The sequence below is a fragment of the Paenibacillus oryzae genome, from assembly GCF_001675045.1.
Classification (GTDB): Bacteria; Bacillota; Bacilli; order Paenibacillales; family Paenibacillaceae; genus Pristimantibacillus; species Pristimantibacillus oryzae.
Genome location: NZ_LYPA01000024.1, coordinates 37,300 through 49,034 on the forward strand (window position 1 = coordinate 37,300; position 11,735 = coordinate 49,034).

10 protein-coding genes and 1 other RNA gene are annotated in these 11,735 nt (G+C 46.3%); 8 read left to right on the top strand and 3 right to left on the bottom strand.

Annotation, left to right across the window (positions count from 1 at the left end):
• Positions 1-108 precede the first annotated feature (108 nt).
• The gene (locus A7K91_RS01450) at positions 109-888 is read left to right on the top strand and encodes a sugar phosphate isomerase/epimerase family protein (RefSeq protein WP_156739246.1); all 780 of its coding nucleotides are present in this window, start codon (positions 109-111) and stop codon (positions 886-888) included.
• Between the two features lie 190 nt (positions 889-1,078).
• Here the strand turns inward: A7K91_RS01450 and murC are convergent, their stop codons facing one another.
• The gene (gene murC / locus A7K91_RS01455; RefSeq protein WP_068678942.1) at positions 1,079-2,371 is read right to left on the bottom strand and encodes a UDP-N-acetylmuramate--L-alanine ligase; all 1,293 of its coding nucleotides are present in this window, start codon (positions 2,369-2,371) and stop codon (positions 1,079-1,081) included.
• Between the two features lie 226 nt (positions 2,372-2,597).
• Between murC and secG the strand changes: the two genes are divergently transcribed.
• The 7 genes from secG to A7K91_RS01490 all read left to right on the top strand — a co-directional run bounded on the left by secG (position 2,598) and on the right by A7K91_RS01490 (position 9,388).
• Positions 2,598-2,834: a preprotein translocase subunit SecG gene (gene secG, locus A7K91_RS01460; protein WP_068678944.1), complete on the top strand. Its 237-nt coding sequence runs from the start codon at positions 2,598-2,600 to the stop codon at positions 2,832-2,834.
• A 301-nt stretch (positions 2,835-3,135) separates the two neighbouring features.
• Complete coding sequence (rnr, locus tag A7K91_RS01465; protein ID WP_068679004.1) at positions 3,136-6,453, top strand: ribonuclease R; 3,318 nt, start codon at positions 3,136-3,138, stop codon at positions 6,451-6,453.
• 411 nt (positions 6,454-6,864) lie between these two features.
• Complete coding sequence (locus A7K91_RS01470) at positions 6,865-7,065, top strand: cold-shock protein (protein ID WP_068678946.1); 201 nt, start codon at positions 6,865-6,867, stop codon at positions 7,063-7,065.
• A gap of 289 nt (positions 7,066-7,354) precedes the next feature.
• On the top strand, positions 7,355-7,837 hold the full coding sequence (smpB, locus tag A7K91_RS01475; RefSeq protein ID WP_068678948.1) for an SsrA-binding protein SmpB: 483 nt from the start codon (positions 7,355-7,357) through the stop codon (positions 7,835-7,837).
• A gap of 349 nt (positions 7,838-8,186) precedes the next feature.
• Positions 8,187-8,552, top strand: a transfer-messenger RNA (tmRNA) gene (gene ssrA, locus A7K91_RS01480).
• Between the two features lie 148 nt (positions 8,553-8,700).
• Positions 8,701-8,994 carry an AbrB/MazE/SpoVT family DNA-binding domain-containing protein gene (locus tag A7K91_RS01485; RefSeq protein ID WP_068678950.1) on the top strand — a complete coding sequence of 98 codons (294 nt, stop codon included), beginning with the start codon at positions 8,701-8,703 and terminating at the stop codon, positions 8,992-8,994.
• A 1-nt stretch (position 8,995) separates the two neighbouring features.
• Positions 8,996-9,388 (top strand): type II toxin-antitoxin system death-on-curing family toxin, encoded by a 393-nt coding sequence (locus A7K91_RS01490; RefSeq protein WP_068678953.1) that lies wholly within the window; start codon positions 8,996-8,998, stop codon positions 9,386-9,388.
• A gap of 189 nt (positions 9,389-9,577) precedes the next feature.
• Here the strand turns inward: A7K91_RS01490 and A7K91_RS01495 are convergent, their stop codons facing one another.
• Positions 9,578-11,026, bottom strand: a complete 1,449-nt coding sequence (locus A7K91_RS01495; protein WP_068678955.1) for a hypothetical protein — start codon at positions 11,024-11,026, stop codon at positions 9,578-9,580.
• On the bottom strand, positions 11,013-11,549 hold the full coding sequence (locus A7K91_RS01500; RefSeq protein WP_068678957.1) for an RNA polymerase sigma factor: 537 nt from the start codon (positions 11,547-11,549) through the stop codon (positions 11,013-11,015). Before A7K91_RS01500 ends, A7K91_RS01495 begins: the two co-directional genes overlap by 14 nt.
• Between the last annotated feature and the right edge of the window lie 186 nt (positions 11,550-11,735).

Sequence of the window (11,735 nt, forward strand, 5' to 3'; positions counted from 1 at the left end):
CTTTTGGACATTGGCATAAGCCATTGTCTGGAAGCGGCTTTTTGATGTTGTCATCATGAAATGCGGCTCTTCTGCACATAATGAGGTTAAAAAAGCGGGGCGGTATAGGTGGGGGAAAAGAAGCCGACAGCAGGTCTACAGATGTATTCGCTCAGGGATGAAATTGAAAGGGATATGATGGGCACGCTGGAAAAGGTAGCGGAGATCGGCTATGCAACGATTGAAGCCGCGGGATATTTTAATGCCAAGCCGGAATGTCTGAGGGATAGAGCGGAGTCCCTGGGCATCAGCATCCCATCGACGCTGGTAGCGTTAAACTTCAAGGAGCTGAACAAGCTGCAAAGCGATTTTGCCAGACAGGTGAAGATGGCCGACGAGCTTGGCGTAAGCTATATCGTTGTTCCATGGATCCCTTTGCAGGAAAGTCCTTCTATGGAGGATATCGAATTTTTGAGCGGTGTTCTAAAGCGCTGCGGGGAGCAGGCCTTAAAGGCGGGCATGAAGCTGGCTTTGCATAATCATGAATATGAATGGAAGCTTGTGGATGGCAGGCCGGCTTATGATCGTATTATGGAAGCTGTCTGCGAAGAGTCGGAACTGCTCGCTCCAGCGCTTGACGTTGGTTATTTAATGCTGGCGGGAGGGGATTTGCCGGACTTTCTGGAGCGGTACAGGGGAAGGGTTCCGATTGCCCATATCCGGGATTTCAAAAATGGCAGGATGGATACGGAATTGGGCGAAGGCGTCCTGCATTGCGAGGAATACATCAAGGAGCTTGAGCGCTCTGCTGTAGACTATTTGTTTGTGGAGCAGGAAAATTTCGAGGGTTCTTCTTTGCAAAGCGCCAAAGCCAATTATCAATTTCTCCAGAAGCTTGGGCTTGCGTAATCCTGCTTAAGTGATTATGAGTGAGGGTCCCTCCCGGAAAAGGGCGTCTTGGAAGCTTCAAACATAAGTAGGCAAAAAAACTCGCCCTCAAGACACCCTTTCCGGTCCGGCCCTGCCTGCTGAATAGTTATTCGTTCCACTTTTCGGACAGCCCCGTGTTCATCCTCATGTGCAGACTGATTCTTGTCGGTCAAGATTGGAGCAGTTGTTCTTGATATTTTTGAATGTCTCCGGCCCCCATAAATACAAGGATGGTATCGCTATAGGCGCTTAAATCAGCCATCGCGTTATCGGAAATTAATTCAGCATGGGGAATTCGGTCTTTCAAGTCGCCAATGGAGATATTCCCTGCATGCTCACGCGCAGAACCGAATATCGGACAAAGAAAGACCTCGTCAGCACCTTTAAGCGACATTGCGAAGTCATCCAACAATTTCTCCAACCGGCTAAATGTGTGAGGCTGAAAGATAGCAACAATTTTTTTATCGGGATATTTACTTTTTGCCGCTTCAAGCGTTGCTTTAATCTCGGATGGATGATGGGCATAGTCGTCAATAACAACGTTGGTTCCCCACAGCTTTTCGGTAAATCGTCGCTTAACTCCTGAAAAGATAGCAAGGCGATCTTTCACCATGTTCAGATTCGTATCAAGTATTAGGGCAACTCCAATGGTTGCCAAGGCATTTAATACATTATGCCTGCCGAAGGCCGGGATGTGAAATCTGTCCAACAAGGTTTCTTTATAATAGACATCAAAAGAAGTTTGCTGGCTTTCTGTTGTTAGGTTGCAAGCTCTAAGTTCATTTTGCATATCAAAGCCATAATAAAGGGCCTCCGTGTTGGTGTTTAGTAAACGCACCTGTTCATCGTCTCCGCAAGCTACAATATGCTTTGATGCCAGGAAAGCCATTTCCTGAAAGGCATGTCTGACGTCATCTATATCCGAAAAATAATCTGGATGATCATAATCTATATTTGTAATAACAGCTATGTCGGGTTTGTAAGCTAAAAAATGACGCTTATACTCACAACTTTCAAATACAAACAGATTTGAATCGGGATGGCCAAAGCCAGTGCCGTCTCCAATCAGACTGCATAACTGATTTTCGGTGTTTAACGTATGTACGATCATGCCGGTGGTTGTGGTTTTTCCGTGAGATCCTGTTACAGCAATACTGTTGTACGACTTAATGAATTCACCCAGGAAATAATGATACCGGTATACGGGAATGCCTAACTCCTTGCATTTCCTAATGGATGCATGGTTTTCATCAAAGGCATTGGATACAATGGCAGTCATGTCCGGGGCAAGCGGCGCACTCCCAAACGTGTAAAGCGGAATATTTCGTGATTCAAGGGCTGCCTGCGTAAAAAGATAGCTTTCAATGTCCTCACCTTGAACATTATGGTTAAGGTCAAAAAGAATTTGCGCCAGCGCACTCATGCCGCTGCCTTTTATCCCAATCATGTGGTAATTTCCCATAGTTGCCTCCTGAAAAAATAATGACAAGCAGATGTTTAAATGGAGTAAATGCCGATGCTTATTTTGATTATACAATGTTGCCCGGTGTTTTACATAAGCTCAGCAAGAGTGCCTGTTCTATTCAGTTCTGAGTTTGTTTGGGTTAGGACGTGCTATTGAATATTGATGGCAGCTATGGTACAATCAAACTACGTGTTTTTACGGACTGCTGTTGGAGGTGGATAGAATGGATGTCGCATTGAAAATTGTGCTTGTTATATTTGCGATTGGTCTGATTGCCGTTGTATTGCTGCAGAAGGGTAAAAGCGCCGGGTTGTCCGGAGCGATTACAGGCGGCGCTGAGCATTTGTTCGGAAAGCAAAAAGCGCGTGGCCTGGACTTGTTCCTGCAACGTTTGACGGTTGCCTTGGCTTCCGGCTTCTTCATTCTGGCTCTTGTTGTATCTTATTTTGTCAATAAATAAGAAACAATGGAACCGAATCAAGGGTTGCTGGGAATAGGCCTTTAACGAAAAATGAGCGTGCCAAAACAGGCGGGGATGAATATCCTCGTCTTTTTTTATGCATATATGCGTTTATTGAAGCGAAAAAGGGTCAAAAGCGGGTGAGATTTGCATTTAGCGAGGAATATTGTGGAGAGAAAGCGCAGGAAATACGGATGTTGGACATACATTTCGTGTATACTACATGATATAGCATAATCTACCACCCTCTTGCAAGACTGCTAGCAGCAAGAAGGGATTAATAAGGAGTAAGCCGAACATGATGGAACGCGAGCAGGAGCTGCTTGATTTTATGAAGGAAACGGCGTATAAGCCGATGACGTACCAGGAGCTTGAAGCCCATTTCGGGATTGATAGCGCGGCGGCGTTTAAACAATTTTTGCAATTGCTGAACAAGTTGGAGACGGAAGGCCAAATTATTCGAACTCGTACCGACCGATACGGAGTGCCGGAGCGAATGAATTTATTACGCGGCAGACTCCAGGCTCATGCCAAAGGTTTTGCTTTCCTGCTGCCTGATGACAAGGATCATCCTGATGTATATCTTCATGCCAACGATTTGAAAAGCGCGATGAACGGCGATACCGTGCTGGTGCGCGTCACCTCCAAAAGCGAAGGCGGCGGCCGCCTGGAGGGCGAGGTCGTGCGTGTTGTGAAGCGTGCGGTTGAGCAAATCGTGGGCACGTTTGAAAATCATGAGGCCTATGGCTTTGTTATACCGGATGACAAACGGATTAATCGGGATATTTTTATCCCCAAGGAGGGCTTTAAAGGCGCAGTAACGGGGCAAAAGGTTGTTGTCCGAATCGTTACGTATCCCGAGGGCCGTTCCGCCGCGGAAGGCGAAATTCTAGAGATTCTGGGTCATAAAAATGATCCCGGCGTCGATATTCTCTCCATTATCCGCAAGCACTCCTTGCCTGAAAGCTTTCCTGACGAGGTTATGGCGGAAGCGGAAAATGCACCCGACCATATTTCCGAAGAGGAAATTGTTCAGCAAGGCAGACGCGATTTGCGCGACGAGGTTATCGTAACGATCGACGGCGAGGATGCCAAGGATCTGGATGATGCCGTTCATGTCAAGCTTTTGGAAAACGGCAATTATTTGCTGGGCGTCCATATCGCGGACGTAGGTTATTATGTGCAGGAGAAATCCGCGCTGGATCAAGAGGCGTTCCGCAGAGGCTGCAGCGTTTATTTGACGGACCGGGTTATTCCTATGCTGCCTCATCGGCTGTCCAACGGCATTTGCTCGCTGAATCCTCAGGTGGACCGGCTGACGCTATCCTGTGAGATGGAGTTTAACGGGCGTACGCTGAAGCGCGAGAGGCATGATATTTTTACCAGCGTCATTCGGACGAAGGAGCGTATGACCTATACCAATGTCAGACGAATTCTGACGGCAACGCCGGAGGAGCCTGAGACGGAGCTTAAGGAGCGTTATAGCGAGCTGCTGGAGATGTTTGGCCTGATGGAGAAGCTGGCAATGCGGCTGCGGTCCAAACGGATGAAGCGCGGAGCGATTGATTTTGACTTCCAGGAATCCAAAATCATCGTGGACGAAAACGGCAAAGCCATTGATATCGTAAAACGCGAGCGCTCAATTGCGGAGCAGATTATCGAGGAATTTATGCTTGCGGCCAATGAAGCGGTGGCGGAGCATTTTCATTGGATGAAGGTGCCTTTCCTGTACCGGATTCACGAAAATCCCGATCAGGAAAAGCTGCTGACGTTTATGCAGTTTGCCGGAAACTTCGGCTATACGGTCAAGGGGAGCAAGGGGAATACGGTGCATCCCAAGGCGCTGCAGACGCTGCTGGAGGAGATTCAGGGGAAGAAGGAAGCGACGGTCATCTCTACGATGCTGCTTCGCTCTATGAAGCAGGCGAAATACGATGCAGAGAGTCTGGGGCATTTTGGACTTGCCGCGGAATTTTATTCCCATTTCACTTCCCCGATCCGCCGTTATCCGGATTTGGTTATTCACCGCATCATTCGCGAGGTTATCGAAAACGGCGGTTATTTGACGGAGGCGCGCCATGAGGCGTTGACGGCAAGAATGCCGGATATTGCCCAGCACTCCTCGGAACGGGAGCGGGCGGCGGCCGATGCGGAGCGGGATACGGAGAAGCTGAAAAAATGCGAATATATGCTGGATAAGGTTGGAGAGGATTTCGACGGCATTATTAGCGGAGTGACCAATTTCGGTATTTTTGTTGAATTGGATAATTCCGTTGAAGGGCTGATTCGCCTGGGCGATCTTCACGACGATTATTATCATTTCCATGAGCAGCATATGATGCTGATTGGCGAACGGACATCCAAGATGTTCCGTATCGGCGATGAAATACGCATCAAGGTTTCCAGCATTGACATGATGGATTACAATATCAATTTTGCGATGGTGGATACCAAACCTCGCGGGGGCGCCGGCGAGCCTAGAGATGGTAGCGGTTTTGGCTTTGGAGGCCGCAAGCGCGGAGGGACTGGGCAGCGCGGTCGCGATGGCGGAGATGGAAGACAGCGCGGCGGGCGTCGCGGAGAGGCAGACGGCCGAGGCGGCGCAGGTCGCGGCAATAACGCTGGCAGAGGCCGCGATGGCGCAGGTCGCAGCGGCGGACGTGATGGATCGGGACGCGGCAATGGAAGTGGCGGCGGCCGTGACGGAGCAGGACGCGGCAATGGAAGTGTAGGAGGCCGGGGAGGCGCTGGAAGCAGCAATAGTGCTTGGAGCGTCAAGAATGGTGCGGGACGGCAACAGGATGGCGGGTTACGCCGGAAGGAAGACGCAAGCAAGGGTGCAGGCAGAACGGGTTCCGGTGAAAAGGACGTTAATCCATGGCTATCGGAAGGCGGCGCCTTTGATGCAGACAATCGTTGGGTAGAGTACGGCAGGCATTCCGAGGAAAGCGCCGCTGCAGAAGTGATTGTTGATGAAACGGCTGCACATGAAAACTCGGGAAGACACGGCAGAAAAGCGCCTAAGCTGGATATGTGGGGTCTGCCGATTACCATTGCGCCATTATCCCCTAGACGGGATGACGGCGGTGAAGGCGGACATGGTGAAGATGACGACGGTTTTGGCGTTCCGGGAAGCCGCAGAAGACGGGGCCGCAGTCAAGGCGGGCAAGGAAAGTCTGGCCGATTCAGTAAACGTAATAGCTCAGCAAAGCCTGGAAGCGGCAGCCGCAGCTCCTCGGGAGCAACAGGTGAAAAAACAGGAAGAGGCAGCTCTCGCGGCAAAAAAAATCTGACGCCTGGCGAAGCTGGCGGAGTTATTGAGCAGAAGGGCCAAGGCTCAGCTGCTGACAGCTTAAGCGTAGATGGTCTCGCTCAGCCTGCGAAAAAGAAAGGACGTCGGAGACGCGGCAAAGGAGGCGGAATTTCTTCTGTTGAGGGAAACTCGCCAAGTCGATCCCGTTCCGCTGACGCAGCTGCGGCTGGAAATGGGACTGCCGAAAAAGACGGCGGCTCCAATCCTAAAGGCCTTCCGGTAAACGAGGCTGTTCAGAAAAATAAGAAAAAAAAGAGCCAGCTCAATAATGCAACTGCCGCATTTGTGCGAAAAAAGAACAAATAAAGCAAGCGCAAGCAGGCTTGAAAATTTATTTTGAGTAATGTGGTATATAACCTGAAAAAGCGGGTATACTGTAATCAGGCTATTAAAGTGCAGGGGCTGTTGCAGCCAATGCGCGAGCAACGTGAGTGCTTGTCGGCGCCGTTTTGAACGGCGTCGGCTGCTTCGCGGGCTGGCCAGCTCGTTCTTTGTCAGCATAATCCGGCAATTGGAGAATTTAGAAAAAATATTTGAGCTTGTCGCTTGATTTTTGGCGTCGGCTGTAGTACACTCAAGGCAATCGGATGAGATGAACCTGTATTCACATATTGAAAAGGGTATCATTAGCGTCATGACACCTTTTTCAATGTGTGAATTTTTTGTTTTCTAAAACGAATCAGGCGCATATTAATTTATTTTTGGAGGTAATTCCACATGCAACAAGGTACAGTTAAATGGTTTAACGCAGAGAAAGGTTTCGGCTTCATCGAAGTTGAAGGCGGAAACGACGTATTCGTACACTTCTCCGCAATCGTTGGCGAAGGCTTCAAAACTCTTGAAGAAGGCCAACGCGTTGAGTTCAACGTAGTTGAAGGCAACCGCGGTCCTCAAGCTGAAAACGTAGTTAAACTGTAATAACAGTTTAATTTCGAGAAGGCCGTCCCCGACCACGAGTGGGGGACGGTTTTTCGTGTCTTTAGGATTTTGTTGCCATGCCTTGTTGTTTTATCAGCCTCTCAGGCAAGAATGTTTTAAGCCAAAGTGTACGCCCGGACGTTCTTGATTTTGGGGATTAAAGTTGCTAAAATGAAGTACCGAAGCCGCTTGAAGGCAGAGGTTAAGGACGTTGTAAAGGCTAGCTCTGAGGGATTGAGCGAAAGGGCTAAAGCCTGGATATAACGCAAGAGGGACGAGGTGAAGGAAAATGGGCGCGAAAAAAAATGACGGCAAACAGCTTGCCCAAAATAAAAAAGCTTCCCATGACTACTTCATTGAGGAGACTTTTGAAGCGGGCATGGTGCTGATGGGAACGGAAATTAAATCGCTGCGCACGGGCCGGGCAAACATTAGCGATGCGTTTGCTACGATCCGAAACGGCGAAATTTTCATCCACAACATGCATATCAGTCCATTTGAGCAAGGCAACATTCATAATCCGACTGATCCTACAAGGACGCGGAAGCTGTTGATGCACAAGACTCAAATTCAAAAGCTGCTGGGACAATCCAAGCAGGAAGGCTACTCCATCGTGCCATTGAAGATTTATATTCGCAACGGCTACGCCAAGCTGTTGCTTGGACTCGGCAAGGGCAAGAAGCAATACGACAAGCGCGACACAGCCGCCAAACGCGACGCACAGCGCGATATTCAGCGCGCACTTCGCGAGAAGCAGAAGGTAGCTAGATAGCACTGTCGGCATATTGAACCAGCATTCCCAGTAACCTTTGCGGGCATTTGTATGATGAACGTGGTATACTAGGGATACGGCGGACGGCTTATAACAGCGCGGTTGAGGTGACTGCAGGTAGATTGATTTTTAATAACTCGCGGATACTTTAATCCACATGATCTGCAGGTCGCGCTGGGTAGCAGATGCTGGGTCAGGTTCAGGCTGATAGTAACAGCATGCGCAAGAATTTAGGTAGTTGAATGAATTGAGTAAATTTTGATTGAGCTAGCATAGCAATTGTCTAGCCTTAATCCTTAATGTCCCGTAAGGCCAGCTAAACGTTGATTCAGAACGTTTATGCCAATTCGGGGGCGTTTATGGATTCGACGGGGATTGGACGAGCGCGAGCCAGCGGGTAGCAGGGAGTCGTCTGCTTCATCAACGCTAAAGCCTATTAAATGGCAAACAACAAACAAACTACGCTGTAGCAGCTTAATAACCTGTTCGCGTGCTCTCGCTCTGTATCGCCCATGTACCGGGATGAGGGCCCAACTTTAGTGGGATACGCTGTAACATCTCCGCCTGGGGTGTGCTGAAGAAGATAATCAGGCTGACCTGAGAAGAACCGCGTTGCAGGGGGCCTCCTCAGGTGACATCAAAACTGCAGCTACACCCGTAGAAAGCCGTGTGGCGTGATCTTCGGACAGGGGTTCAAATCCCCTCGCCTCCACCAAACCATGAAAAATCCGACCTCGTGAGGTCGGATTTTTGCTTTATAAGTCTAGAAAAATTTGATAAGATGTAAATATGTTATAAAAGTAATAATAGTTATAAGGTATAACTTTTTAAATGTCGATCATAATATAGAAAGGAGAATGAAAATGAATGGTGTGATCAAAATGGCAAATGATAGACGGAATGTAAAGCGTTATTCTCGAAAAATCGGCAGAATGGGCAACAGCTTGGGAGTAAGCTTGCCAAAAAGTCTGGCTGAAAAGTTAAATGTCTCACAAGGCGATGAGATCGAATTTATTGAAAATGATCTTGGTGAAGTTGTATTGAAAAAGGTTCGGCAAACTCAGCTCCCTGATAATGTAAGACCAGAGGTGCTTGAAGCTTTCTTTGATGTTTTTGAAGAAGATGAAGGGATCCTTGAGGACTTAAGGGACCGCTGAAATGACAACATTCTTAACCAAAGAAGAGGTTATTTCAGCCCACTACTTCATGATGAAAAAAATGAATGACGCAGAACAAGCGGGTGTGAAGGATCACGGCCTGCTGGAATCTGCGGTACATAGGCCGCAGCAAAGTGTTTTTGGTGAAGATGCTTATCCAGATTTATTTGACAAAGCTGCGGCCCTACTTGAGTCTTTGGTGAAGAATCATTGCTTCCATAATGGCAATAAACGGACAGCTTATTTGGTTACCAAATCATTCCTAATGATAAATGGTAAACATCTAAGAATGGAACGTGTATATGCTGTGGAATTTATTGTAGATATTGCAAAAGGAATTCATTCGTTGGAGGCAGCTTCATTTATTTTGAAAGAACATTCAGTGGACAGATAATTTATAGTGTCGTCGGCTCAAGTGGGATTAAAACTGCAGCTACACCCCTACACAGCCGCGTGGCGCGATATTCCGACAGGGGCTCCTAACCTCACTATTAAAAACCCTTGATCCATCCAAGATCAAGGGTTTCCTGTTTAACAAGCTTTGTTTAAACTAGTGTGTTGAATATTTAGCTTATTGATTTTGTTAGTTAACCGGTATTCGAGTGTTATTTATAAGGATTGCTTTAACTTTGGCAACATCTAAAGGTGCAGTCGTATTCCAACTTGCATTGAAGGTATGCTTATCAGAGTTTTGGCTTCCTCCACCACCCTCCAGCGGGATAATACCGTCTATTGTTTCAATTTCAAGCAGCATATCAGTGGCCATGTAATCTTCACCTGTATAGCTGCCGATTACTTGTACTCCTAATGGACTGATGGTTATATATTCAAAAAGATGACCTTCAACTGAAATATCATTTTTCCAAGTCCGTAAATTGGCAGTTGTATCACTTAAATGTGCTGCCACTTTCCACTTGCCTTCAACCCCAGAATAAACGGAACCTGTATAAGTAAGAGTGTAATGACTAAGATTTTCATTGATTGCAGGAAATACAAATTCTTCAAGCTTATAAATAGCATCACCATAATTGTTTTTTTCTTTATCAAGAAGGTTATATTTTTTATCACTGAAAAAAAACAAACTATAATCATAGGAAATAAAATGGCCGTCTGGACCCTTTAGAGAAAGCGCGGGGTCAGTAGGACCAAACTCTTCATTAAAAATAGATCCTATCTGCACATGCAATTTTCCATCAATAATACCTATGTTTGAAACCCATTGATCTTTTTCGCCATGGGGCATTGAAGCATAATTACCTGGCATAAGCGCTTCTGTTAATGAATTGAAATCACTTGACATATTACTGCCACCCCAAATCTGTGTTTCTCCAACAGGAATCGTTTGTACATCATCAATCTCTGTTAGGGATACGGAAATAGGTGCGTCTGTATAGGTGTTGTGGTTAAAAGAAATAAGGAAACTGCCGAGCTCCAACGGATCTGCTAATGGTGAGTTTGGATCAGACGTTATATTAAACTCATAATAAATAGTATTTGTATCTGTATTAAAATATAGCATTTTTTTCTTCCATGATATGGAGGATGTTAAAAATTCGTCCCCATCGCTGGTTACTGCTTTTGCTTCAGCATGCATTTTTACAGTGAACCCGTCTCTAAACTCAGTTTGTTCCGTCAATCGGTTTTGTCCTGTTCTGTCCTGAAGAGACAGGTAAACAATCGCCCTATTCTCATACTTCTGTGCACCGATAACCTCCATGCGAATTCCTTCGTCCTCACTATAGATTCCAACTGGCTCAACAATCTTGCCAAAATCAGGATTAAACCTTTGAATGAACCAATCAAAATCCCCTAAAGAAGCAGCAGTTGCACTAGCAACTAATACGAACGACATTACAATAGCTGCAATTGTTGGCCTTGTCCACCGTTTGCGGCGTCTGGCAGGCATGTCAGCACTGCCTGCATGACCTTCATGCAATTGGCTTTTTACCTGTTCTGCAAGTTTACTTGGATCAACCGTAATTTTGGAGAGCCTTTCATGTATATGTTTTTCTTCCCTATCAAATTTGTCCATAGTTAGACTCCTTTTTACCATATTCAATAGTAAGATATTTAACAATTTTATCTTTGGCTCGTTGATATTGTTTGCGTAATGCAACTGGAGAGCTTCCTGTAAGCTGAGATAATTCCTCGTAACTTTGCCCGTCTATAATATGCCCATATAACAAGGCGCGTTCCATAGGCTTAAGCTTCTGTAACGCACGAAGCATCTCATCACTCAACTCTTTATCGCTCTCTGGTAAAACGGCTTCACTACGAATATCCTGAAAGTATAGGATTTTACGTTTTTTCAGTTGATTTAAACAGCGATTATATGTAATTTTGTACAACCATGCGGATAGATTTTTGCCATCAAAATGATTCCGATTTTGATAGGCTGAAAGAAAGACTTCTTGTACAATATTTTCCGCTTCATGATAATCACATAGAATCGCCGTTGCATAGCGAAGGAGTTTTTCACCATAAAGAGCAATTATCTCTTCCAGCTCATCTTCCCCGCCTTTAACAAACCTATTTCCAATATCTGTTTCCTCCATAAGCTCACCTCCTGTTATTTCTCAGTCGACTGTACCCTTATAACAGTGCAAAGAGCTGTTTTGTGACATGTTTTTAAATTAATCGGTATTTTAGGCGAAACCTAATAATCGGCGCTTGCCTCGTTATCTGTCTTCTGTCGGTCATTCATGCCCGCTACAGAGTAGATGGACTTACGTTGTTATTGA